Genomic DNA, 26,351 nt, shown 5'->3' with positions numbered 1-26,351 from the left:
GAAATTCTCCTGTACTAGCACTAATAGGTGTTAACTTCACCACTGTGGCATCTGCTGTCCAAATATCAACATGTAAAAACTCCATGGCTGATAAATCTTGATTACCATCCAATTGAGTTCCTTGATAGTTGAAACTAGCATATTTCATCATTTCATTGCCACCAATATCTTCATTACTAACTACAGTTGTTTGTCCCCAGCCTGGATTAAAATCCGTTCCTGCAAGATTTGTATAGCTGTCACTATAAATAGAGACTACATCTTCTGCATCCTCTGTTGGTAATGGTGCCGCTGCACTTGGTTCTGTGGCTGTTGTTGGCTCTTTATAGAAATAAATATTATCTAAATATATATTAGATGGATTTACGCCCGCTTGGCCATCAAACTTTAACTGATGAATATCGGCCATGGAAACATCTGTGAAATCACCTACTGGAATATCATAACTATTCCATGTTCCTTGTGTCAGAGGAGTCAATTCATAAAGAAATTCTCCTGTACTAGCACTAATAGGTGTTAACTTCACCACTGTGGCATCTGCGGTCCAAATATCTACATGTAAAAACTCCATCGCTGATAAGTCTTGTACTGTACCATCATTACTACCTAAATTAATTCCTTGATAGTTGAAATTAGCATATTTCATGGTTTCATTACCTGCAACATCAACAAAAGAAATAGCCGTAGACTGACCCCAATTTGGATTGAAGTTCGTTTCAGCAATATCAGTATATGTTCCGCTATAAACGGAAACTACATCTGCCTGATCATGACTTGGAACTGGAGCTGCGATAACTGGGGCAGCAGGTGCAGAACCAGCATTAAAAGTCATTTCGTCAAAATAAATGATATTATCTTGGTCTCTAGCTGCAAAATCAGGAAAAACGACCAATTTATTATAGGTATTTCCAATTACAGCTGAAAAATCAAAAGTCAATTCTTCCCATTGTCCAGTAAGGGTATTTAGAACGTCATAACTTTCAACATTTCCACCTGTTCCTTCAAGTTTGATTTTTACTTGACTCAAGATATCTTTATAAACCCAAAGTTTAATAAGGCTATTGTCCTCATCAAAGGTAAAACTGCCAATGTCAAGAGTTTCACAACCTGCCCAATCCATTCCGGCATCTAGAGCTGTGAATTTAGCGACTGTAGTAGTGGTATTTCCATCACCACTAAAAGGATTTGGAATTATTTCTAAGGGAGGGTTGGTGCTGTTTTCGAAGGTAGCCCATGTCCAATCTGCTCCATTTCCACCAGCTTCAAAATCAATCGGATTATTTTGAGCAAAACCGAAAGCCAGTGAAAATATTAAAATAAACGTACTTATATATTTCATTGCGATAAGTTTAATATTTCATTATTGAATAATACATTTCTTAACATCCACAAAGCTTCCAGCCTCTATTTTAATAAAATAAATGCCCGCTTTTTCATTGGTGATATTCCATTCTACCTGATGAGTTCCTGCCTCAAATACAGTATTCACTAAAGTTGAAATCCTACGTCCAGAAATATCAAGGATGCTAATCTCTGTTTGTTCCTGACTAGGAATTTCAAATTTTATAGTTGTAGCATGAGAAAAAGGATTGGGTTGATTATCATATAATTTATAGTTGCTTAAGCTGGAATAATCGTCAAGTCCCACTATATCTTGATAATAGAAAACATTATCAACAAAAATAGTTCCTTGAGGAGCTTTCACCAATATTAACTGAGCAATATGGTCTCTATTCAATAAATCTGTGAAATCACTTAGAGCAATATCGTAAGATATCCATGTTTCTATTTCTGGAGCAGCAAAAGTAATTTCATGTTCCGTATCATCACCCCCACCATAGGCAGCATCGGCTCCAAAATCTACAAGTTTCACTTTAAAATCATTAGCATCTGGAGTCCAAACATCTAAATGGAAATGAGTCATTGCGGTAGCATCTATCAAATTTACTCCAACCGTTTCGATTCCAACATAATTTAGAGCTGTATATTTTTTTGTAGGATTTCCATCAATCATCACATCTTCTAATGCAGCTTCAGACCAATCAGTTCTCCAAGTATCAACAGTAACATCATCATATACATCACTAAACATAGAAATTACGTTTTGAGGATCCTGAGTAGGTTCTACTGCAGCAGTTTCTGGCTCAGCACCTGTTCCGCCACCACCTTGTTCAGAGAATGTAATATTGTCAAAATAGATAATATTATCTTGCGTTCTTCCTGCCAGATCAAAATCAGGAAAAATAACTATCTGATCATATCCATCTTGAACTTGACTGCTAAAGTCAAATGTTAGTTCTTCCCATTCATTTACAACTGTATTTGCCACTTTTATTTCGCCCATAGACCAACCATCGGGTTTTACGAGTTTAATTCCAACATCGCTGATAACTGATTTCCAAACCATTATTTTGATTGTAGCATTACTTGCATTTATTGAATAGCTGCCTATGTCTGATCCATGCATGGATTCACAACCTACCCAGGGGGCACCTGTTTGACGGGCTGTGATTTTGGCTACTGTAGAAGAGGTATTGACCCCTGTCATATCGGGGTTTTCGATAATTTCCACTGGTGGATTATCATCGTTTTCGAATACCGTCCAGGTCCATTCAGCACCATAACCACCGGATTCAAAATCAATAGGAGCATTCTGAGCATTCAATCCTATAACGGATAAAAGCGAAATAATAAGTATTAGATTTTTCATAGATTTTGTTTTGATATTATTTAATTGTTTTAATTATTTTCTTTTCTTTATTGGATAATAGTTTTCTTAACTACCTCACCAGAAGCTGTTTTTAAGTGAATGAAATAAATTCCAGGATTTAAATTTTTAGGACTCCAAGTAAACTCATATTGACCTGATGGTCTAAAACCTTTGACCAAATCTTCTATTTTACGACCAAAGATGTCATAAACTATCATTTCTATATCACCAGAGTCCTCTATTTCAAATGCAACAGTAGCCTGAGTCATTACGGGATTTGGATTTATAGATAATAAAGATTTATTACTTAGGTTTTGTGTCTCAATGGCAGCCACCATTCCCCCATCATAATAAATATCATCTAAGGCAAACTCACAATTGGCTCCATTCACCTCAAGTATTACAAATTCATAACTTAACATCCGCAGATCGATGAATTCTCCTCTTAAATCAGAGATGGGAATGCTGGCTTGTCCCCACTCACCATTCCTTACCAAATCATATTTAGTTTGGTTCGCTGGAAACTCTACGTAATTTTGATTTCCCCAAGCATCAATCACGCCTATCTGAAAACTCACATGAGCAGGAATTTTAATTCTGAATTTCAAATATCCTTCGCCAAAACCCAAAAGATTAATAGGTTGAGCCGACATAATTCCAGCACCAAACCAACCTAAACCATTACTAATCCAACTAATGCCATTTTCTCCTTCGTAAGGTGGGATATTACCATCTGATAGCGTACCTTCCCAAACATAAATATGTGCAGGTTCATTAGTAAATAGGGCATTATTAGTGGGTGTTTCGTCGGTAAATATTCCAAATGTTTCTAATTGTTCTTGAGGAGGTCCAACATTAACACTACCCTGACCATTCCATTCCATTACTTTTATATAATCAACATACATTTCAGCATCAAAAGGCATTGAAACAGCCTCTCCACTCCCTGGGTCGCCAAGATTATAAGCATCTGTAAAGGCTCCGCCAATAGCCATATTTACAATCAAGAAAAAAGGTTGATTAAACTCATCACTAATAGAATCTATGTAGAATGTCTCAGCAAATAAATCATATTCAATATCATTATCGATTACTGTAAATCTCAAACTATTTTCATCCCAATAGGTACGGTAAATAAGGTATCTATCAATAAGCGGATCGTTATGATTAAAATAAGGTCTGCAGTACTCATCATCCGGATCCCATGCAAGGCTAGCTGCTCCAGAAGGATTATCAGGATTTATAGCATCCTCACTAAAAAAGATGGCATTAGAACCAACCATTTGATTCACTGTAGAATTATTTAATCCATTGCCTCCATTATGTCCATCATGTAAGTCTCTGAAAGCTTGCTGATGTCCCATTTCCATGATGTCTATTTCTCCTTTAGTTGGCCATGAATAATTGGCGGTGCCTAACATCCAAACTGCTGGCCAACCACCTAAATCTATATTAGGAATTCGAACACGAGTTTCTACCACTCCATATTGAAGAGAAACTTTCGATTTGGTATTGATTCTCCCGGAAGTGTAATTTAAAGGGTTTCCCCATTGGTCCACTATATTTGCACCTGATTCTTGTCGTGCTGTTATACGAAGGGCGAAATTCCCAGGTTCTTCTGAAACTTCCTCAATAGTGACATTATCGCTCTGATAAAACTCTAATTCACCATTACCCCATCCCCAACTACCATTTCCAGTCTCAATGATCCAATTATCAAGATTATTAAAGTCTTCTTGCCAGATTACTTCGCCTACTTGGGAAGAAGCATTAACAACAAATAAAAAAACAAAAACATGGATAAATAAATAATGTAAAGTATTGCTCATATAGTCTTTTTGTTAAAGGTTAGTTAACAAAACTCGGTATAATTAACTGGTTAAGACAAACTTTCCACTACATAATTAATACATCATTATCAATAAACACTACACTATTTATACATCATTTTCATTTTTTAAACACTGTATATCTGGCTTTTATATTATACGCAATTTACTCAAAAGCTATACTACAATTTAATTGCTTTTTAATTTTACTAAAAATCATAGAAATAGATAATTATTCGAATGAGCAATTCATTGACAACCATAAAAACCTTACATTTTCATCCACTTCATTATTGATATCTTTAATGAAGTGGATGGTAAAAAAGGAATAAATTAACATGCCATCTATTTATTGAAAACCAAATAATCAATACTTTTGCCCCATGATAAAAAACATACACATTACTAATAATTGTTGTTGCTCTTGGGAAACCAATAGTGATAGGGTGATGTGTATTCGAGAAATTTAGAAATCAAGATATTAATATATACAGCCCTTTCGAAATTCGAGAGGGCTTTTTTTATGCTAGAAAAAATGAGAAAAAACAACTTTATACAATCCCGTGGTCAGTTTTTGGAAAACAGCTTAGGCAGAGTTCCCCGTAGAAAAAAGGTTCATGATTTCCTCAATGAAACCATAGGCTATCTATTTCCTATTTTATCATTCTGTGATAATGAAGATGAAGAAATAAACCTAGATGATATTCTAGTTCTTCTAAAAGAAATACTGGAATCTTATGATTCGGGTGTTTCGGATACCAAAGAGCCTATCATTCAATTCAAAGAAGAGTTACCTAAAATCTATGAGACCTTGATCAAAGATGCCACGGCGATTTATGAAGGCGATCCAGCAGCAAAATCCATAGAGGAGGTTATTATATCATATCCTGGTTTCTATGCCATTTTAGTCTATCGAATTGCTCATGTTCTGAATAATTTATCAGTGACTATCATTCCCCGAATGCTCACCGAATTTTCCCACAGCAAAACAGGAATCGATATTCATGCCCATGCTAAAATTGGGGAGTCTTTTTGTATAGATCATGGCACGGGTATCGTGATTGGAGAAACTACCGAAATTGGTAAACATGTAAAGATATATCAAGGAGTAACGCTTGGCGCTTTGAGTGTTTCGAAGAGTTTAGGAGGTAAGAAGCGACATCCAAGCATCGAAGATCATACCGTGATTTATGCAGGCTCTACAATTCTTGGTGGAGATACTATCATTGGCCATCATTCAACCATCGGCGGAAATGTTTGGCTTACTCAGTCTGTAGCTCCCCATTCTGTGGTTCTAAATCAAGCTAAGATTCATTTAAGAAATAACCAACAAGAACAAAAAGATAAGATTGACTTTGTCATCTAAAAACGAAAAGACATGAAAAAACAAAATATATTAGAATTAATAGGAAATACTCCAGTTCTTCAAATCAACAGACTATTTAAACCCAATTTAGACGCTTGGGTCAAACTAGAAAAACAAAATCCTGGTGGAAGCATAAAAGATAGGATTGCTTTAGCCATGATCACGGATGCCGAAAACAAAGGAATCCTCAAAAAAAATGGTATTATCATAGAACCCACTTCGGGAAATACAGGAATAGGATTGGCTCTGGTTTCTGCTGTAAAAAAATATCGCTTAATATTAACCATGCCCGAATCCATGTCCATAGAAAGGCGAAAACTTATGAAAGCTTATGGTGCTGAAATCATACTCACCCCAAAAGAACTAGGTATGAAAGGTGCCATTGATAAAGCCAAAGAATTGCAAGCCGACTTAAATGCTTGGATGCCCATGCAGTTCGAAAATCCTGCCAACCCTGAAATACATAGTCAAACTACAGCACAAGAAATCATAAATGACTTTCCAGAGGGATTAGATGTTTTGATAAGTGGAGTGGGAACAGGTGGACATATTAGTGGTATAGCCTTAGAGTTAAAGAAGCATTGGCCAAACCTAAAAGTAATCGCAGTAGAACCAAGCGACTCCCCCTTTATAAGCGAAGGTAAAGCTGGACCTCATGCCATCCAAGGCATTGGAGCTGGATTCATTCCCAAGAATCTAAATACAGAAATCTTAGACGAAGTGATTAAAATAACAAAGGAGGAGGCTTATTTATTCACCCAAAGAGCTGCTTTAGAAGAAGGTTTATTTATCGGAATTTCCACAGGCGCTTCCCTTGCTGCCATTCATCAAATACAAGAACAATTGGTCGGGAAACGAGTATTGACTTTTGCTTATGATACTGGGGAACGCTATTTATCATTGGAAGATTTGTTTTAAGAATCCTTAATCACTCCAGTCAAAAAAACCAAAGTCCTATTATTCATTATTGAGTCTACTCCAAAAAGCCTTTTTTAGCCACAAAGGCTCAAAGACACAAAGATGCACGAAAATTAAAGCGTTAACGGTAAGCCCTTTGTGTTTTTTTGGTGTCTTAGTGGCGATATCATTTTATTTACTTTTCGGTGTGGACTCATTATTGACATTCAAATGTTGTCCAAGAGTATCAATTTGTATATTTGTTCAAACTAAGGCTATGTGTGGACGCTATTCTTTTGCTCAATTAAGTTCGGAAGTCGAGAAACGATTTAAAATTCATGTGGATGGAAACACCTATGTGGCAAGGTATAATAATGCTCCAGGCCAAAAACTCGGAGTCATTACCAATCATTCACCCAAGCACCTGAGCTTATACCATTGGGGCTTATTACCCTCTTGGGCTCAGGATCCTCGTATGGCTTTTAAAATGATAAATGCCAGAGGGGAGACTATTCAAGAAAAACCAGCATTTAAAGAAGCATTCTCCTCCAAAAGATGTTTGGTACCAGCCGATGGGTTTTACGAGTGGAAGAAGCATGGAAAGCAAAACATTCCCCATTATATCTGTTTAAAATCGAAAGAAATGTTTGCTTTTGCGGGTTTGTGGGAAGAGTGGAAAGATGCAGAAGGAAGAATAAAAAACACCTTTACTATCGTTACTACAGCATCCAATGAAATCATGAAACCATTACATGCAAGAATGCCTGTCATATTACCTCCTCATTTGGAAAAAGAATGGGTTGAAAATCAAAATACAAAAGACTTACAAAAGATGATTCAGCCATTTGACTCTTTAAAAATGGAAGCTTTCGAAGTGAATACCAGAATCAACAAAGTGGAAAATGAGGATTCAGATTTAATTCTGCCTTTTCAAAACAATAAACAGATTTCTTTATTTGATGAAGACTAAACCTAATTGCCAAGCCTTAATATTCTATAAGCACCTTTAATAACAATAATAAATACTAGAGTCCCAATCACCAAGTCTGGAATACTCGATTGCAGCCAATAAACTAATCCTCCAGCCAAAATCACCCCTAAATTAATAATGATATCATTGGAAGTAAAAATCATACTTGCTTGCATATGTGCTTCTTTGCTCTTGGATTTTTGTAATAAAAACAAACTGACTGTATTTGCCAATAATGCTATGAAAGAAATGGAAATCATCATACGAAAATCGGGAGATAATTCTGGATAAATAAACCTCCTCATCACTTCAAACAAACCTACACTAGCTAAGGTAATTTGCAAATAACCTGCTACTCGTGCCACTCTCTTTTTAATTATTATTGAGGAACCAACAACAAGAAGGCTAAGCCCATATACCAAAGAATCAGCTAGCATATCTAAACTATCAGCAACCAAACCCATGGATCTGGAAATAAACCCAGTAACCATCTCTATAATAAAAAAGCCAAAATTAATAATCAAAACGGCCCAAAGCAATTTCCTTTGCTGCTTTTGGTCATGGACTTTTTCTATGCTTTCCCCATTGAATTCAACCGTGTTTAGCCTTTTCCCTCCAAGGTTTAAATCCAATATTCCTTGCTCTATTTTCTCTAGATCTTCAAAATGAATAACCTCAAGTCTACGTTTTGGAATATCAAAATTCAAACATTGGATTCCAGAAATAGATTCCAATTTCATACGGATTAAAGCCTCCTCTGAAGGACAATCCATTTGACTAACCTCAAAAGTTGTTTTCTGCATAAATATATTATTGATTTTACAATGATACTAAAATACCCTTTCCATGAAAGTTTTAAAAATCATTTTAATATTCTATATTTGTTTTGGATCAAAATCATCAACAAAACCTCATAAAATGAAAACTATACTTCAATATAAAAACACAAAGTACTCCTTCATTTTTTTAGTTTTGTTCTATTTAGTGCCCAATTTAGGAGTAGGTCAAACCAATGATAGCATACCAGCTATTAAACCCATACCCATATCAGAAATTACCTTTAAGTATGAAAGCTTATTAAAATCACTGGAAAAAATCCGTGAAAATTCCAAGCGACCCTCATTCGTGATTGAACTAGATACAAATTATCAGAAATATATTTTCGCTATTGATAGCCTGAGTACCAAGGTGATAAAAGATAGCAGCAGATATACACTTCAAAGAATTAATAATTTAATTGGCGAGTGGAATGGATATAGCCTTCGAATACATAACTGGCAAACGGATGTAAGTAGGCATGCACAACTATTGGAAGTCAATTTAGATTCTCTTGAATATAAAAAAAGCGTATGGCTCAAAAGCTTGAAATATGCCGATGAAAAAGAAGCTCCACAGGAAATTCAAAACAGATTAAAATCGGCTATTGATAGTACACAAATGATTGATGATGAAGTATCTGAGATAAACGATCATATGATACGTCTTCAAGATAAACTCATCTATGCACAAAACCAGGTGAGCAAAGTCATTGACTATCTAGAAATAGAGAAATCAAATTATCAAGGTCGTTTATTTATTCTCGATAGCCCTCCCCTATGGAACTACCAATCGGAGAAATCGGTTGAGGATTATTTTGCAGAAATAAAAGCCAATTGGGCAGACCAACAAAGGATACTCAAAATTTTTTATGCTGCATATACATGGCAATTCATTATTCATCTTTTTTCTTTCATTATCCTGATTATCGTATTTCTATATTTTAGAAAAACCTATTCCACCACAGAATTCCCTGGAAATGATCATCGAATAAAACTAGCCATTACCACTATTAATCATCCTATAATATGTGCCTTCGCATTAGCTTTGATGCTCAGCATCTATTTCTATGAAGGAGGTCCAGTAGTGTTTTTTAGTTTCGTTACCTTATTAGCTGCCATACCGGTCATCATCTTATTTCCTAAATATGTTAGAATCGAGAACAAATGGGTGCTCTATGTGGTTTTAGCCGTATTCTTGACCAATGAAATACAAGAGTTCCTGATCGTAAACCCATTAACTAATAGGATATTTCAATTAATCAAAGCCTTTGCCCTTGGTTTTGTTTTATACAAAGCCCATCAAAGCCAGATAAAGAGTAAGGAACATGTGATAGGAAATCCTTATTGGAAAAAAGCAATCTTGTTTTTAGCTCCCCTATTTATGTTATTAATTCTTTCATCTATACTTGCCAATATTGCAGGTGCCTATCAGCTTTCAGAATTATTAGTGAATGGGGTTTTAGATACAACTACTTACGCCTTGATTTTCTTTGTTTTTGGTGCAGTATTCTCTAGTGTTTTGGTAATCCTTCTAAGATCTAAATATGTAAGTTCCATAAAAGTATTTTCACATAAAAACTTGAAATTCGAATCTAGAATTAGCGGATTGATCTTTCTATATATTGCCTTTTTATGGATAAAGATAGTGTTTGGGGCCTTTCACCTCCTCAAACCAATGATAGATGCTTATGAGGCTTTCCTAGACTTGTTTTGGCAAATTGGAGGAGTAAAGATATCGGTAGGGGGAATTATGTCATTTGTCATTATTCTTGCTGGAACTTTCATACTTGCTCGCCTGGTAAAGGAATTGATCAACGATAATGTATTCCCCATTCGTAATTCAACCAGAGGATTGCCAAATGCCTTCTCCATGGTCATCAGATATATGATAGTGGTATTGGGAGTTTATGTGGCCTTATCGGCTGCGGGCATCAACCTGTCTGAATTTGGTTTAATGGCTGGTGCACTTGGTGTGGGTTTGGGGTTTGGTTTACAAAACATCCTCCATAATTTAGTATCGGGCTTAATTGTAAGCTTCGAAAGACCTATTCATGTTGGCGACACTGTAGAAGTTGATAAGCTTCATGGTACTGTTACTGAAATTGGAGTTCGAAGCAGTAAGATTCGTACTTTCGAGGGCTCAGAGGTGATATTACCCAATGGAGATTTGTTGAGCAAACAAGTCATCAACTGGACGCTCACCGATCAAAAGCGAAGACTAGAAATTAATATCAGAACCTCTTTTGATGCCAATCCACATGAGGTTATTGAACTATTGAAGAAAGAAATTTCATTACATCCGAACGTAAATCCAGAACCTAATCCTCTATGCTTATTTGAAGGATATGGCGATTCGGCCTTGAATTTTAGAATCTTGTTTTGGGTTCAATACAATGTAGGCTTATCTACCAAAAGCGATGTCGCTTTAGGTATTTATGATAAACTCAAAGAAAAGAAAATTGAAGCTCCTATTCATCAGCAACGCTTGATTTATCAGGATAGATTTCCTGATCATGGTCATCCCATGTAGTGTTTAATGATGATGGCTATGGCTCACAAGCCCAAATGTAAATTGATTGCGGCTTTTATATATTTCACCAGCCCTAACAGTAATACAAGGAAAGTTGTCATGATTTGGAGCATCAGGAAAATGCTGTGGCTCCAAACAAAAAGCACCATGTCTAATCAATGGTTTTCCATTTCTTCCCATTTCACTTCCATCAAAATGATTACTGGTATATAAGACAACGCCAGGCTGATCGGTAACTAGATCTAGAGTGCGACCACTCTTCTCGTCTACTGCTTTTGATGAAATTCCAAAAACACCATATGCTTTATTGATGATATATACTCTATCAATTCCCTCTTTCATCCCTTTTAAAGCCTCCCCTAGTTTGGCTCCTCTACTGAAATTATAGGGTGTTCCTAGCACATAATCAATCTGACCATCTGGAATCATTTCCCCATCCACATGAAGTGCTTTTTGGGCATTCATCATCACTAGAGTATCATAGATATTATCGTCTTCATTGGACATATTAAAATAAGAATGGGAAGAAAGATTAATGATGGTGTCTTTATCTGTAGTGGCATCAAAATAGATCAATAATTGATTCTTATTATTGAGGATATAGGTGGTTTTAAACATTCTATTACCTGGATATCCACCTTCACCATCTGCTGCTAAAAATGTTAAAACCAATTTCACAGAATCTGTTCGTTTCTCCAATTCTGCGGTCCATGTTTTTTTTCCTAGACCTGCAGCTCCACCATGCAGACTATGCTTTGCTCCATTATTATCTAAGGAGAAATCCCTATCATCAATTGTAAAATGACCCAAAGATATTCTCCCAGCTGTTGGCCCAACAATGGCACCCAGAGAGCTTTCATCTTTTTCATATCCTTCTAAATTGTCCTTACCTAGAACAATATTCTTTAAAAACCCCTCCTCATCTGGCGTGATTATGCTTTCTATAATACCTCCATAAGTAAGTATTTTAATGGTAATCTTATGGTCGTTGGAAAGTTCAATGATGTCGACATTACTGCCGTTTGAGAGTGTTCCGTAGTGTTTGCGAGTGATATTCATAGTCTTTTTTTGAAATGTAACTGTAACAAAAGTAAATATACTTCCGTCACATGGAAAACAACAAAATTATTAAAACAATAATTATGAAGACAAAAATGATACAATTTTTTATTTTAAGCCTGATAGTTCTTTTCCCATTTCTATCAGAAGCTCAAGATGCAAATATAAGCGAACGCACACCAGAACAAAACTTCACTGGTCTTATAGTAGGTGGATATTATAAAATCTATTTAATGAATGGCGATCCAAAATTAGTGATTCATGCTAAGCCTAGCGTTGCTGAAAAAGTTAAAACAGAAGTTAGAAATGGTGTTCTTGAGATTTCAAACCGTCCCATCAGACAAAGTAATCCCATCAGAATAGATATTTATAGTGATTATATTTCTGATTTCGATATCAGTGGTGCGGTGATAGTCGTTTCGGAGGAGCCTCAAAAACCAGAGCATATAAACTTCGAAGTGAGTGGTGCTGCACAAGTAAACCTAGAAGTAGAAACAGGTCATATAGATGGACAAGTAAGTGGAGCTAGCATCTTAGAATTGAGTGGAAAAGCAAAATCCATTAGCTGTAAAGCCAGTGGCGCATCTATTTTGAAGACTTCTCTTTTGCAAGCTGAAAGTAGCGATATCGTGGTCTCAGGTGCTGCTGGTGTTTTAGTAACCGACAAGCGTACCGAGATTCCTGAAGACAGAGAAGTAAATTATGATAATGAAATACAAGCTACCGATGAAGATGGCGAAAAAACAACCTATGGAGTTACTTATGATGGTTCTACTGCAAGAGCAAAATTCTTAGGAATTAAGGTAAATGTAGACGAAGATGATGAGACTGGTGAAGTAACAGTGGGTAGTCACAAATGGGTTTATGATAGTGAGGGTGAAGTAACCCATAAGCGAATTCGTCACAATAGATTTAATGGCCATTGGGGTGGAGTTGGTATAGGAATCAATGGGTATGTAAACGATAAATATTACTATTCACTACCTGAGGAGTATGAATATCTAGATCTTTTATGGCAAAAATCAATAAATGTAGATTTGAATATCTATGAGCAAAATATAAATCTCTCAGAAAATAGAAACTTCGGGTTAGTCACTGGAATTGGATATTCCATCCATAATTATAGCTTTACCAAATCCTTTACCGTCATGCAAGATTCTACCTATTTTGTTGGTGCCTATAACAAAGGAGTTAATGTTCGCAAAAGCAAAATCGTCACCAATTTCATTACCATTCCAGTTTTATTCGAATTCCAAGATAAAAATCCAAGTCCTTTAACAAAGCATCGCTGGCATGTAAGCCTTGGAGCTATTTTTGGCGTTCGTGTTCATGCCCATCAGAAAACCTATTTCAACGAAAACAACAAAGACTATAATTTAGTTCATGCAGTAAGTGGCGATGTAATAGCTACAGCTACTTCACCATCTTATAACAAAGCAAAAGTTCACGACAACTTCTATATGCGTCCTTTTAAAATGGATGCCAGTTTAAGAGTGGGTTGGGGATGGATTAATTTATATGCGAATGTATCCTTAACAGAAATGTTCAACTCAAGTAAAGGCCCAAAACTTTATCCTTTCTCAGTTGGAATTATGTTAGTGAGTTGGTAAAACATCTTGATTATTGATCATACCTTTTGAAGACCCAATGCTATTATAGTGTTGGGTTTTTCTATTAACCTTAATATGATTAAAGAGATATTCTTATATGTAATTGTTCTTATCTTTGCCACGAGATAATATAATGATACCAAATGATGAAGAAACCTATATTGGCTTTTACCGCCTTATTGATTGCGCTTACTTTTCTAAATTCTTGTAGCACTGTTCCAGTAACAGGTCGTTCCCAGTTAAATATGATTCCATCTAGTGAAATGCTATCTATGAGCTTTCAGCAATATGACCAATTTTTGGCTGAAAATCAAGCCAGTCAGGACCAAGCTAATGCACAAATGGTAAAACGAGTAGGCCAAAAAATACAAGCCGCTGTGGAACAATATCTACAACAAAATGGCTATGCTGATTTATTAGAAGGCTACGAGTGGGAGTTTAATTTGGTAGATAACGAACAAGTAAATGCTTGGTGTATGCCAGGCGGAAAAGTAGTAGTGTACACCGGAATCCTTCCTATTACTAAAGATGAGACTGGATTAGCGGTGGTCATGGGTCACGAAATTGCTCACGCTGTAGCTGAACATGGTAACGAAAGAATGAGCCAACAATTAATGCAACAAGCTGGGGCAACTGGCCTAATGCTAGCACTAAGCGAAAAACCAGCCGAAACACAAATGATTTGGTCCACAGTATATGGCTATGGAAGCCAATACGCGGTGATGCTTCCATATAGTAGAACTCATGAAAGCGAAGCCGATCATTTGGGATTGATATTTATGTCCATGGCAGGATATAATCCACAAGAAGCACCAGCTTTTTGGGAAAGAATGTCATCAGTTGGTGGAGCAAAACCACCAGAAATATTAAGTACCCACCCCAGCGATGATACCAGAATCAGCAATTTGAATAAATGGATGCCTGAAGCCATGACCTATTATAATAAATCGGGCGGAACAAGTACTGGAGTGAATAGCAATACCAGTGGTTCGAATAATTCAAATAACTCAGAAACAAATGGAAAACCAGTTCAAATTATTCGTAAAAAATAGAATATGAAGAAACTTCTTCTAGCCATTTTATTATTGGGTATGGCTCCCTTAGCAAATTCGCAAATATTGATCTCATTGCTTTTAGGGGATAAACTAAACTCCGGTGGTATAGAGTTTGGACTAGAGGGAGGTATTAATTGGTCGAAAATTAATGGCTTTGAATCCCATAAATACAATAGAGCATTAAATCTTGGCTTTTACTTCGATATAAGATTAAAAAAGCAATGGAGCTTAAACACAGGAATATTGGTGAAATCCAAGTTGGGAACAGCAAAACTCAGTGCGCATGATTTAGAAGTTTTAGAAGCTCCTACTTATGACTCCATAGGGAATTATGCTCAAGTGATTAATTATTTTATCCTTCCTGTTTTAATTAAATATAAATTTAAGAACCACATGTATGTGGAGCTTGGAGCTCAAGGAGGATTAATGTATAGTGCTTGGACAGAGTTTATTCGCAAATCGGATAATTCTGATGTCAGCATTCGAAATTTTAATGAAGAAAAAATCAACAGAATAGATGCCGGAATGACCATTGGAGCAGGATATAGACTATTGAAGGGGAAAGGGTTTACTCTTGGTGCCAAATATTATCAAGGATTCACCAATGTATATAAAGGCAAATCTGGTTCTGTAAATAGTGGTTTCTTTTTAAAAGTGAATATCCCCATTGGTGCTGGTGATAAAGAAGATAAAAAAGTAGAAGAAAAGGGTTAAGACCTTAAATAAGAAGCCCCATTCACATCAATTATTCCACCGGTAAGGTAATCAGTACCTTCGGATGCCAGAAAAGCTATAGTTTTGGCTATTTCCTCTGGTTTAGAGAATCTCGATAATGGACTTTGATTTTTATAGAAATCTGCATCTTCTCCATCTAATAAATACTGTACCATTTCGGTTTCTATAAAACCTGGAGCCACCGCATAAACAAATACATTTTTGTTTCCTAAAGCTTTGGCCATGGACTGGCTCACTGAGTTTAAACCTGCTTTTGCTGCACCATAGGCTGTAGCTGTGGGCTCACCTCTAAAAGCGCCTCTACTGGTGATGTTTATGATTTTTCCGCCTCCATTCTTAATCATATATGGCGTGGCGGCATAAGAAATATGAGCAGGTGCCAAAAGACAAATATTGATGGTCCGCTCCCAAACATCCATCCAAGATTCTAGGTCGGTTTCTTCTTGGGGATGCTCTTCATAAATACCTGCATTGTTGATTATGATATCGATGTTTCCAAATGCATTTATCACTTGTTCTACCAGTTCAACTCCAGCTTCTTTTCTCACCAAATCTGCTTGAAATAATTGATGGTTTTCACCAGATAATGAACCTATAACAGCCTCCGCCTTTTCTTTGTTTTGATTATAATGCAAAGCTACTCTAGCTCCAGCATTGGCAAATAATTGAGCGGCAGCAGCTCCAACACCTTTACTTGCTCCTGTAATTAAGACCGTTTTGTTTTGAAAATTGAAATTCATGATATCTGTATTTATGGGCTAATGTCGCCATTATTCATCAATTAGAAATAGTAGAGATATATTTATTTTCTGCTTTGATAACTGAAGCAAATAATAACCTTTATGATTCTGGAATGGAATTTCGCCTCTTCCACCTTCTATAAAGACTTCTCCTTCTCGAATATATTGTCCTTGAAGATTATAAATCTTAAAACCCATAGCTCCTGATATTTCAGAAGAAATAAATATTTGCTTATTGGAATAGTATATTTGAAATACTTCTTCCTTTATTTCAGGAATGTCATCGAATGCCTTTATCACAAAGCTCTGCCTCTTTCCCAAATGGCAGCTATTTGCTGGCCTCACCATAATACTATCTCCTTCATTAAAATTAAAGGCAAATTGTAAATCTACAGCATCCTCCCAAAATGAGGAATCAACAAAAGAAACACCCGGTGGCAATACCCAATAAAAACGATTGGCATTTTCATAATCCATCACCTGAAAAGTATAAATGGAATCTTTGAGCAATTCGCCCTCTGGTCCATCTAACCAGCCTTCTGCTCCCAGAGAATCAAAACAAAGGGGCATATTAGAATAATTATACCAAACATAGCCTTGTAGATTTATATTCTCGGTATAAGCAGAAGTATCCATTAAATAATCTTGTGTATAATCCTCATATACATAAGGAACAATGCCAATAGAATCGAGCCAATCACCTAAATCATTGCCTTCACTTTCTTTACTTGCAAAAATGGGTAAAAATTTGATTTGAGTATTCTGATTGCCCAAAAAACTCATTCTTCTCAATTGGTGATAGAAATAGTAAAGATTCAAGCTTCCATCCTCCAAAGCGGGTTTATAAATGGCTCCCAGAATTCTATCAATGATACCCTGCTCCATTTTATCAGCCAAAACTTCTGCATGATATTCATTTATCCAACCAATATATATTTCAGTACTTACGACACTTGGCACTTCTGTTAAACTGGTATCAGCAAGTATTCCTGCTATAGAATCGATTTTCACCATTTCATCCATAGCAAACTCGAAAGCACCAATACTATCGCAGCTATAAGAATTAGGCTCTAGGTAATAATCACAATAATAGCCTTCATAAATTCCAGCATTATAAGACTTCCAAAACTCAAACTCCAAATTATAGGAATCTAGTCGTTCAATGGAATCTACAATTTCTAAACTTTGGTATTTCTGGTGTATTCTATCGAAGAACTTGGAGGATTGCCCAATGCAGCCCACCTTCATATCATAATTCTCATGCGCTCGTCTCACAAAACTTCGTAAAGCATCCACAGCATCAGGATTACTTCCCAATGGAACCTGAGAAAGTCCATAAAGAATTAGGTAATTAAAACCACAGTTTTGGGCATAATTGAATAATTCTTGCTCTGCTACGGAATCACCTAATAGGATCTCTGAGCTATCGGCTGAAAAGAAATTGTCGATATACATGGCCTTTATTAAGGTATCTGAAGACAGAGTTTGCAAACCTTGCTTTAATATAGAATTTACCTCATTTGCCAATAGGCTTAGAGGAAAAAGCAAGGACAATACAATAATGATGAGTATTTTAAGTTTTTTTAGCAATTGTTCAAATTTAAGTTTTATTGGTATTTCAAATATAGTATAAATCAAGCTCTAAATGAATGTTTTTGCATCATGCTTATCAACAGAAGCCTTTTGAAAACTAGTATTAGGGGCCTTTAATAGTAATGAAAATTATTGCTTTATTTGCCAGATTACGAGAAGTCTTGCTCCAAGTAATCGCACTTAATCAGCTGAACAACACCGATTTTGTGGTTTAAAAAATAATATTACTTTTGCAGCCCGATTTTTTAAAACGGATTTATGATAAGAAGAAAATATTTTTATAATCAAAAAACACTCTCTTATGAAAGAGTAAAACCAAGCGCAAAGCGATTTTTTATGCAAGCAGGATTGGTTTTAGGATTGAGTGTTGTTTTGGCCATTGTTTTCACTTGGACATACTCTCTAAACTTTGATACTCCGGAGGAGGCCCAATTAAAATCACAGAATAATAAACTAGAAACTCAACTCTATGTATATGGACAGAAGTTGGATAGTATTCATGGTTATTTGAGTCAGGTAGAAAAACGAGACGAGGACTTATATAGAGTTTTATTAGGTGAAAAACCTTTGGAAGAGGAAATCAGACTTGCTGGTATTGGAGGTTCTGAAAGTTTTACTTTTAATGAAGACCAATTTATCTCACTATTAGACATGGATAAAGCTCAAGCTCGTGTGGCTGTTCAAAAGTCCTCATTAGATGAGTTGACTTATAAAGCCAATAAACTAGCTGGAGAAATAGTAAGCAGACCAAAAATCACTCCTATTCGCAAAAGCGATATTGTAAGGTTTACTAGCGGTTTTGGCTATAGAAATCATCCAATATATCACATCAGGAAATTCCACGAAGGAATTGACATCACCGCCAGAAGAGGTACCCCTGTTTATGCAGCTTCAGCTGGACGAGTAGTTATTGCAGGTAATATGAAAGATGGTTATGGGAATAAGATTGTGATTGATCATGGAAATGGATATCGCACCTTATACGGTCACCTCAACAAGATTAATGTAAAATTTGGCCAAGAAGTAAAACTAGCTACTAAAATTGGTGAGGTAGGAAATACAGGTGGCTCCATTTCTGCACACTTACATTATGAGGTTCAAAAAGACAGGAGGGTCGTCGACCCTGTTCCTTATTTATATGAGCATTTTAGCGATGAGGAATTCGATGACTTGGTGAGTTTGGGAAAATAAGCTCAAATACATAAGATTTTATAAGAGTTGGGGGTTTCTCTGGCTCTTTCTGTTTTAGAATATTACCATATCTTCAGATTTACAAGTGATACAGATCATTTGAGTAAGTTTACATTTGTCCGAATTTGTATTTAAATCTTTTAAATAATATTGGATTAATATTCTCTTAATCAAGTATTCCACAAATAGTGTATCTTTGCAGCAAATAATAACACATCCGTTTCTATGACGGACAATTTAATACCGTAAATATCCCCCTCTCGAATTTCCGGACTCATATCTAAGATTGCCCTTCATTTCACGGAAAAATAGAATACATATCATTTCGCTATTATTTATAAATTTGATGAATAACAAGCACATATAAATAGCGGAATAAAATTAACGAATAATGAAGAATAAAAACAATAACACAATAGAAAAAAACATACTAAAAGAATTTGCTAATAATCCATTTAGTGCGTTCAATTACAAGCAGATGTCTAAAAGATTAGGGATTAAAGATACGGCTGGAAAAATGCAAGTATTAAACCTAATCCTCAGCTTTTTTGAGCAGAAAATAATTGTAGAATCCAAAAGAGGGAAGTTTCAAATTTCTCCAAAATATATTACTACCCACGGGCAAAAACAGACTAAAATCACTGGAAAAGTAGATATGCAATCTACCGGAAAGGCCTATATCATAAATGATGAAGGCGGTGACGATATTTCTATTTCGGCAGGAAATACCAAAAATGCACTTCATGGCGATAAGGTGAAGGTTTTCATCTTTCCAAAACGAAAAGCTCGCAAGTTAGAAGGACAAATAGTAGAAGTATTAGAGCGAGGTAAAAATAAATTTGTAGGTTCTATAGATGTATCTAAAAACTATGCATTTGTTATACCAGACGATCCTAAAATCCATGTAGATTTCTTTATCGGAAAAGAACATTTGAATAAGGCTAAAAATGGCCAAAAAGTTATCGTTGAATTGCTCGAATGGCCTGAGCATGCTCGTAATCCATTTGCTAAAGTAACTCAAGTTCTTGGAGAGCCAGGCGATCATAAGGTGGAAATTGAAAGCATCGTTTTCGATTATAATTTCGAGAGTGAGTTCCCAGCTAATGTGGAAGCCGATGCCGCCAAAATCCCTAATGAAGTAGACAAGGCCGAGATTAAGAAACGTAAAGACCTTAGAGATACTTTTACCATCACCATTGACCCTTACGATGCTAAGGATTTTGATGATGCTATTTCTTTGAAGAAGTTGAAAGATGGACTCTGGGAAGTTGGTGTACATATTGCCGATGTGAGTCATTTTGTAAGACCAGGAAGCGCCATAGAAGAGGAGGCTTATAAACGAGCTACTTCTATTTATTTGGTGGATAGAGTTATTCCTATGCTTCCAGAGAAGCTTTCTAATCAGGTTTGTTCCTTACGTCCTCACGAGGAGAAACTGGCATTTTCTGCTATTTTCACCATGAATGAGGAAGCTGAAATTAAGTCAGAGTGGTTTGGAAAAACAGTAATAAAATCTGACCACAGATATAGCTATGAGGATGCCCAGCAAATTATAGAAGGCGGAGAAGGTCCTTTCCCAGAAGAAATTTTGAAGATGAACGAGTTATCAACTAAGTTGAGGGACAAGCGCTTTAAAAGAGGTAGCATTAGGTTCCATTCCACCGAGGTGAAGTTTAAGTTGGACGAGAAAAGCAATCCCATAGGCGTTTATGTAAAAGAGCAAAAAGAAGCTCATAAGCTTATTGAGGATTTCATGCTATTGGCCAACCAAAAAGTGGCTGAGCTTATAGGTAAAGTGGATGGTAAGCACAAGGCCAAAACCTTTGTTTATCGTGTTCACGATGAGCCAGATCCAGAAAAGCTAAATACCTTCGCCAGATTTGTGAGCAAGTTAGGCTATAATCTGAAATTGAATAACCGGGAAGACGTGGTGAATTCCTATAATCAGCTTTTTAAAGATATAGAAGGCAAAGGTGAAAAGAATATGATTGAAACCATTGCCATCAGAACCATGTCGAAGGCTTATTATTCCACCAATAATATTGGTCACTATGGCTTGTCCTTCCCCTATTACTCTCATTTTACCTCTCCTATTCGTCGTTATCCCGATTTAATGGTGCATAGATTATTGCAGCATTATTTGCAAAATGGAAACGATATGTCGGCAGTGGATTACGAAGAGAAATGTAAGCACTCCTCCGAAATGGAACGCAATGCAGCTATGGCCGAAAGAGCTAGTGTGAAATATATGCAGGCCGTTTATATGGCCGATAAGGTTGGACAAGAGTTCGACGGTGTCATTAGTGGAGTGAGTAAATGGGGTGTTTATGTGGAAATTCAAGAATCTAAAGTAGAAGGAATGGTTCGTATGAAAGATATGGACGATGATTTCTATTTCTTAGATGAAGAAAACTATCAGGTGATTGGTCAACGACATGGTAAAGCCATAAAGCTAGGAGACCCTGTTCGTATTCAGGTAAAAGCCATTCATGTTCAGAAAAAGCAATTGGATTTCGTGATGGTGAATGACTGAATATAATTAAGAACATAAATATTAAACTATCATCCGCAGGTTTCTATGATTCCTGCGGATTTTTTTTATTCAATAATATATTCAAAATTCAGACATTTTTTTATTTTTGTGTGCCTTTATAGTGGATAAAATGAAACTCAAAAAATTCATACTCTTATTCCTCATTTGTTTGAGCATAACTGTTTCTGCCAAGGGGAAATGGAATCTTGGCGTGGGCAGTACCTTTGGATATAATCCTACTGAACTATATATTTGGGATTATTCTGTGGAAAAGACCTTTTCAAGTGGCCTATATGTGAAACTAGGATATGAGTGGACTTTGTTTAAAAACTTTGGCATTGGTGTGTTTCCAGGTTTTCAACAACATTACGATGAGGTGGGGATTAATAATATAAATGTCGAAATCTTTAGTTATAATTTTGATTTGCCTGTCGAAATCTATTATCACTTTTATAATGATTGGAGTGTTTATGCGGGAGTATCACTTCAAGACTATAGAGTTATGGAAGAGTTTGCATTAGAGAGAAGTTATAATGCCCGCTTGAATCTAAATTTGGGATTATCCTATTATTTTAATCCTCATTGGTCCATGGAGATTGGATTTTCTACCATTCTCAGCGATCAGCGAGATGCTTTTCTACTTCGCAATTATCCCAATCACCTGATTGTAGGTATGAGGTATCGTTTCAATTTAAAGAGAGGATTGAACAATGATAAATAGATTTTATGCTGCAATTTTTACCTTGATACTTCTTTTGAGTTTCTCCTGCTCAAAGTATAAGGTTAATACCGAAACCAATATTGATATTGAAAACCTAAGTATAGATAATATAGAAACTCAGTTGGATATCATTCATATTACTGCCGATTCTGCTCCATTTGCCTATATGATGGCTTATCCTCATGAGGACATCGAGATAGATGCTGTTTTTAATATGTATTCCCAAGGGGATACCATCATTAGTCATAAAAATATTGAGCTGAAAATAAAGGGAACTTCCACCGTTTTCTATGATTTGAAAAGTCTGAAAATAAAATTCATTAAGAAAGTCAATAATCAAATTATTCCCATCATTCAAGTGGATAGTCCACTTCCGGGTCATCATCTAGAAGTTTTAAAAAAGATCAGCTTAAGAAACTCAGGCAACGATTTTCACGGGACTTTTATTAAAGACATTTCCTATACTGAATTGGCTATTCAGCTCGGACTCGACTTAGAATTGAGTTATTATAAACCAGTGCAAGTGTTTATTAATCATCAATACTACGGCCTTCTCAACCTTAGAACTGAAAAAGATGACAACAGCCTAGGAAAACTTCTTGATGTGGACAATGACGATATAAATATCCTAAAAATATCACATATAGGAGATGGACAAGAAATCATTGGTTTTAGTAGTGGAGATTCCCTCATTATTCAAAATTTTATTGATGCTGTAAAAAGAAATGATACTCCCTATTTACTGGAAAACATTGATCTCAAATGTTTTGCCGATTATATCATTTTCGAAGATTATATAGGAAATAGCGATTGGCCTTATAATAATGTTCAAATCTATAATGTAGGACCACAAGGAAAATTCAGGTTTTTCCTCTATGACTTAGATTTTGCCGCTGATAAAGACAAACTGTTTGTAGCAGAATCTTCCTATAATGGTTTTTTGAAACTTCTTTATGATGCACTTATACAAGATGCTCATTTTGTAGAATTACTCCAAAAAAGACAAGCCTATATTTATGAAAAAGCTACCGTGGAATTGTTTGATCACATCCTAGATATTAATGGGCATCGCATAGAAAAAGACATCATTTATAATATTGGAAAATACCAAACACCCACCAATGAAATCATGTGGTATTATGAACTACAAAGATTGAGTGAGAAGTTTGAAACTCGAAGAAAACTTTTTAAATGGTATTATCAATTGGATTAAATTTTCCATTCACCTCATGTTTTCAGAATGATTTTTATTAAGTATTTTGATTGAAATGGCTTCTTTATTCATCATAAACTCGATAATAATTGGTCTTTATGTACTATTATCGTGTTTACGTACAAATAAGTGTTCAAATATTAGAATGATTAGTTACATTTGCCGCCACAAAAACATCAAATAATACCAAATGTGATTCATTGGGAATTAAAGAATATAAAGTGAAGAAATACATCATTATAGGAGTACTAATCGCATTTAGTTTTCAAACATCGGCAAAAGGGAAATGGGATGTCGGTTTGGGAAGTGTTATCGGGTATAATACCAAAGAATTACAGCTTTGGAAATACACAGCAAAAAGCACTTTTTCCAGAGGCATCTATTTAAAATTTGGATATAAACTATCCCTTGGAAAGAAATTTTCCGTTAGTATTACACCTGGGGTTCAACAGCACCGCGATATTATTGAACTCAATGAAACCAAAGTGAGTGGTTATAGTTATAATTTCGATATTCCAATTGATATTCATTATTGCTTTCTACCCAAATGGAGTACTCATATCGGTTTCTCAATACAAGATTATAGAGCCCTAGAAGATGTGGCTTTAAACAAAAGTTATAATGCGAGATTAAATTTAAACTGTGGTTTTATTTATCATTTTAGTGAAATCTGGGCAATGGAATTAGCATATTCTAGGATTGTAAGCGACAAAATAGATTCTTTTCTATTTAGAAACTATACCAATCATGTTTGTTTGGGTGTTTGTATGAATCTTCAAATACTAAAAAAGAAAAATCATGACTAAACCAGTAATCATTATTAGCATACTCATTATGTTTTTATGCCTATTCTCATGCACAAAATACATAGTAAATGAAGAATATAGTATAGATCCAGCAGCTTTAACCATAGAAAATATTCAAACAGCTTTGAATGTGATTCACATAACTGCGGATACTGTTTTACTTGATTCCATGATGCATCATCCTTCTTCTGATGTGGAAATAGATGCTTTTTTTTCCTATTTCTCTCAAGACCAAAGTATAATAAAAGACAAAAAGATAGAACTCAAAATAAAAGGGACATCTACTGTTTTTTATCCTCTTAAAAGTCTGAAAGTAAAGTTTAAAAAGAAAGTGAATAACATATCCTCTCCCATTTTACAAGTTGATCAATTGCTGCCAAACCATTCAATTAATGAATTAAAAAAAATAAGCCTGAGGAATTCGGGAAACGATTTATATGGCACCTTTGTCAAAGACATCTCGTTTACTGATTTGGCCATCCAACTAGGTCTCGATTTGGAGTTAAGTTATCATCAACCTGTTCAAGTATTTCTGAATGAATCCTTCTATGGCCTCCTCAATTTGCGTACTGAAAAAGATGATAATAGTTTGGGAAAGCTCCTGAATGTGGATAATGATGAGGTGAACATTTTGAAGATATCACATATTAGAGACGGACAAGAAGTTTTAGAGTTTGGCAGTGGTAACGAGCAAATCATCAATAATTTAATAGAGGCTGTTCATACCAAGGATTCAGATTTTCTGCTGAACAATATAGATTTAAATTGCTTTGCAGATTATATCATTTTTGAGGATTTTATTGGCAATAGCGATTGGCCTTATAATAATGTGGAAATCTATAATGTGGGTCCCAATGGCAAATTTAGATTCTTCCTATATGATATGGACTTTGCAGCTAGTGCAGATAGACTTTTTGTGGACGAGACTGGCTATAATGGATTTCTTAAGAAATTATTCGATACCTTAAAAACCGATGCTGATTTTGCGACAAGTTTAAAGCGAAGACAAAAAGAAATTTATCATCAAGCCAGTCCAAATCTTTTTAAATCCATTGTGGAGAAGAATGCCAATAGAATAGAGGATGAGATCAAATATAATATGGCCAAATACGATATTCCTAGAGACCATATAGCTTGGTATTATGAACTGGAAAGATTGCAAGAGCAATTTGAAATGCGTTATCGCAATTTTGGAGATCATTATAAAATACACTAGTCTTTAGACTCCTTTTTCATCGAATTGTTCCAAAGACATTTTATCATATCTATCGTCATCAAAACAATATGAATTAATTATTCTTAAAACTCTTGCACAATTCATAAACTTCTTTTAAGTTTGTACCGAAAAACTAATATAGTCAGGAAATACGAATGAGCGACAAAACAAAAGATAAGATCTTAACAGTAGCCACCAAATTATTTGGTCGTTATGGGTTTAATAAAACATCCATGGATGAAATTGCCAAAATTGCTCGTAAAGCTAAAGGCTCGCTATATTATCATTTTCATAGTAAGGAAATCTTATTTACAGAGGTGGTTAAAAGAGAGTTAACTAATCTTCAAACCATCTTGAATAAGATCAGTCAGAACAAAGAAATGCTGGCAGTTGATAAACTCAAGCAGTATATTGTGGTGAGGATGGATACCATTGCTAATGCTGTAAACTATAATGAAACAGTGCGTGCTGATTTTTTTGAGCATTACGATTTTATTGATGATTTAAGAGAAAATATTGACAATTGGGAAAAAGCTCAGCTCAGAATCATTATTGAACAAGGGATTCAAGAAGGGGTGTTTAAAAACCCTTCAGACTTTGATGTGGCTTTAGATACCATCATCATGCTGCTTAAAGGAATGGAACTCACTTATTTCTTGAAAGACAATCCAAGAAAGACGAATCCACCTTTGGAAAAAGTTGCAGAAATATTAATTAACGGGGTAACTCGTTAATTTTTTTATTCATGATTTGACTAAT

Annotated in this window: 20 protein-coding genes and 1 pseudogene; 14 read left to right on the top strand and 7 right to left on the bottom strand. The window is 35.5% G+C overall.

The features are described 5' to 3' along the window. The 3 genes and pseudogenes from HNS38_RS11150 to HNS38_RS11140 form a co-directional block, all read right to left on the bottom strand. Window positions 1-1,339 (bottom strand): annotated as a pseudogene (locus HNS38_RS11150) (hypothetical protein); the annotation flags it as partial. A gap of 21 nt (window positions 1,340-1,360) precedes the next feature. Beyond that, window positions 1,361-2,710 carry a T9SS type A sorting domain-containing protein gene (locus tag HNS38_RS11145; RefSeq protein ID WP_172346471.1) on the bottom strand — a complete coding sequence of 450 codons (1,350 nt, stop codon included), beginning with the start codon at window positions 2,708-2,710 and terminating at the stop codon, window positions 1,361-1,363. A gap of 47 nt (window positions 2,711-2,757) precedes the next feature. Further along, window positions 2,758-4,539 (bottom strand): T9SS type A sorting domain-containing protein, encoded by a 1,782-nt coding sequence (locus tag HNS38_RS11140; protein ID WP_172346470.1) that lies wholly within the window; start codon window positions 4,537-4,539, stop codon window positions 2,758-2,760. A 535-nt stretch (window positions 4,540-5,074) separates the two neighbouring features. On the opposite strand from HNS38_RS11140, the gene HNS38_RS11135 reads away from it, so the two are divergent. From HNS38_RS11135 to HNS38_RS11125, 3 genes are all read left to right on the top strand, one after another. Further along, window positions 5,075-5,905 carry a serine O-acetyltransferase gene (locus HNS38_RS11135; RefSeq protein WP_172346469.1) on the top strand — a complete coding sequence of 277 codons (831 nt, stop codon included), beginning with the start codon at window positions 5,075-5,077 and terminating at the stop codon, window positions 5,903-5,905. Between the two features lie 12 nt (window positions 5,906-5,917). After that, entirely contained in the window at window positions 5,918-6,823 is a 906-nt protein-coding gene (cysK, locus tag HNS38_RS11130) for a cysteine synthase A (RefSeq protein ID WP_172346468.1), read from the top strand. 256 nt (window positions 6,824-7,079) lie between these two features. Continuing rightward, entirely contained in the window at window positions 7,080-7,772 is a 693-nt protein-coding gene (locus HNS38_RS11125) for an SOS response-associated peptidase (protein WP_172281076.1), read from the top strand. A 2-nt stretch (window positions 7,773-7,774) separates the two neighbouring features. Here HNS38_RS11125 and HNS38_RS11120 read toward each other — a convergent pair whose 3' ends face one another. Then, window positions 7,775-8,575 (bottom strand): cation transporter, encoded by an 801-nt coding sequence (locus tag HNS38_RS11120; RefSeq protein WP_172281078.1) that lies wholly within the window; start codon window positions 8,573-8,575, stop codon window positions 7,775-7,777. 115 nt (window positions 8,576-8,690) lie between these two features. Between HNS38_RS11120 and HNS38_RS11115 the strand changes: the two genes are divergently transcribed. After that, a complete protein-coding gene (locus HNS38_RS11115) occupies window positions 8,691-11,120 on the top strand; it encodes a mechanosensitive ion channel family protein (RefSeq protein WP_172281080.1) in 2,430 nt (809 codons plus the stop codon). Between the two features lie 3 nt (window positions 11,121-11,123). On the opposite strand, the gene HNS38_RS11110 is transcribed toward HNS38_RS11115, so the two are convergent. Further along, on the bottom strand, window positions 11,124-12,179 hold the full coding sequence (locus HNS38_RS11110) for an aldose epimerase family protein (RefSeq protein ID WP_172346467.1): 1,056 nt from the start codon (window positions 12,177-12,179) through the stop codon (window positions 11,124-11,126). 83 nt (window positions 12,180-12,262) lie between these two features. Between HNS38_RS11110 and HNS38_RS11105 the strand changes: the two genes are divergently transcribed. The 3 genes from HNS38_RS11105 to HNS38_RS11095 all read left to right on the top strand — a co-directional run bounded on the left by HNS38_RS11105 (window position 12,263) and on the right by HNS38_RS11095 (window position 15,558). Next, a complete protein-coding gene (locus HNS38_RS11105) occupies window positions 12,263-13,789 on the top strand; it encodes a head GIN domain-containing protein (protein ID WP_172346466.1) in 1,527 nt (508 codons plus the stop codon). 146 nt (window positions 13,790-13,935) lie between these two features. Then, complete coding sequence (locus HNS38_RS11100; protein ID WP_172346465.1) at window positions 13,936-14,841, top strand: M48 family metallopeptidase; 906 nt, start codon at window positions 13,936-13,938, stop codon at window positions 14,839-14,841. A 3-nt stretch (window positions 14,842-14,844) separates the two neighbouring features. Further along, window positions 14,845-15,558 carry a porin family protein gene (locus HNS38_RS11095; protein ID WP_172281088.1) on the top strand — a complete coding sequence of 238 codons (714 nt, stop codon included), beginning with the start codon at window positions 14,845-14,847 and terminating at the stop codon, window positions 15,556-15,558. Here the strand turns inward: HNS38_RS11095 and HNS38_RS11090 are convergent. Further along, a complete protein-coding gene (locus tag HNS38_RS11090) occupies window positions 15,555-16,319 on the bottom strand; it encodes an SDR family NAD(P)-dependent oxidoreductase (protein ID WP_216663698.1) in 765 nt (254 codons plus the stop codon). The two genes, HNS38_RS11095 and HNS38_RS11090, sit on opposite strands and share 4 nt — an antisense overlap. A 30-nt stretch (window positions 16,320-16,349) precedes the next feature. Next, on the bottom strand, window positions 16,350-17,909 hold the full coding sequence (locus HNS38_RS11085; RefSeq protein WP_172346464.1) for a hypothetical protein: 1,560 nt from the start codon (window positions 17,907-17,909) through the stop codon (window positions 16,350-16,352). Window positions 17,910-18,170: 261 nt separating this feature from the next. Between HNS38_RS11085 and HNS38_RS11080 the strand changes: the two genes are divergently transcribed. The 7 genes from HNS38_RS11080 (at window position 18,171) to HNS38_RS11050 (ending at window position 26,326) form a co-directional block, all read left to right on the top strand. Continuing rightward, the gene (locus HNS38_RS11080; protein WP_172281092.1) at window positions 18,171-19,103 is read left to right on the top strand and encodes a M23 family metallopeptidase; all 933 of its coding nucleotides are present in this window, start codon (window positions 18,171-18,173) and stop codon (window positions 19,101-19,103) included. Window positions 19,104-19,494: 391 nt separating this feature from the next. Then, window positions 19,495-21,636, top strand: coding sequence for a ribonuclease R (gene rnr / locus HNS38_RS11075; protein ID WP_172346463.1), 2,142 nt, complete (start codon window positions 19,495-19,497; stop codon window positions 21,634-21,636). A 130-nt stretch (window positions 21,637-21,766) separates the two neighbouring features. Next, a complete protein-coding gene (locus HNS38_RS11070; RefSeq protein ID WP_172281096.1) occupies window positions 21,767-22,357 on the top strand; it encodes an outer membrane beta-barrel protein in 591 nt (196 codons plus the stop codon). Continuing rightward, the gene (locus HNS38_RS11065; protein ID WP_172346462.1) at window positions 22,347-23,570 is read left to right on the top strand and encodes a CotH kinase family protein; all 1,224 of its coding nucleotides are present in this window, start codon (window positions 22,347-22,349) and stop codon (window positions 23,568-23,570) included. The genes HNS38_RS11070 and HNS38_RS11065 overlap by 11 nt, the downstream gene beginning before the upstream one ends. A gap of 200 nt (window positions 23,571-23,770) precedes the next feature. Further along, complete coding sequence (locus tag HNS38_RS11060) at window positions 23,771-24,376, top strand: hypothetical protein (protein WP_172281100.1); 606 nt, start codon at window positions 23,771-23,773, stop codon at window positions 24,374-24,376. Continuing rightward, on the top strand, window positions 24,369-25,592 hold the full coding sequence (locus HNS38_RS11055; RefSeq protein ID WP_172281102.1) for a CotH kinase family protein: 1,224 nt from the start codon (window positions 24,369-24,371) through the stop codon (window positions 25,590-25,592). Before HNS38_RS11060 ends, HNS38_RS11055 begins: the two co-directional genes overlap by 8 nt. A 155-nt stretch (window positions 25,593-25,747) precedes the next feature. Then, the gene (locus HNS38_RS11050) at window positions 25,748-26,326 is read left to right on the top strand and encodes a TetR/AcrR family transcriptional regulator (protein WP_172281104.1); all 579 of its coding nucleotides are present in this window, start codon (window positions 25,748-25,750) and stop codon (window positions 26,324-26,326) included. Window positions 26,327-26,351 lie beyond the last annotated feature (25 nt).

This window comes from Lentimicrobium sp. L6 (genome assembly GCF_013166655.1).
Classification (GTDB): domain Bacteria; phylum Bacteroidota; class Bacteroidia; order Bacteroidales; family UBA12170; genus UBA12170.
The sequence above is the reverse complement of the archived record's forward strand: the minus strand, read 5'-3'. Positions and strand labels throughout refer to the sequence as shown.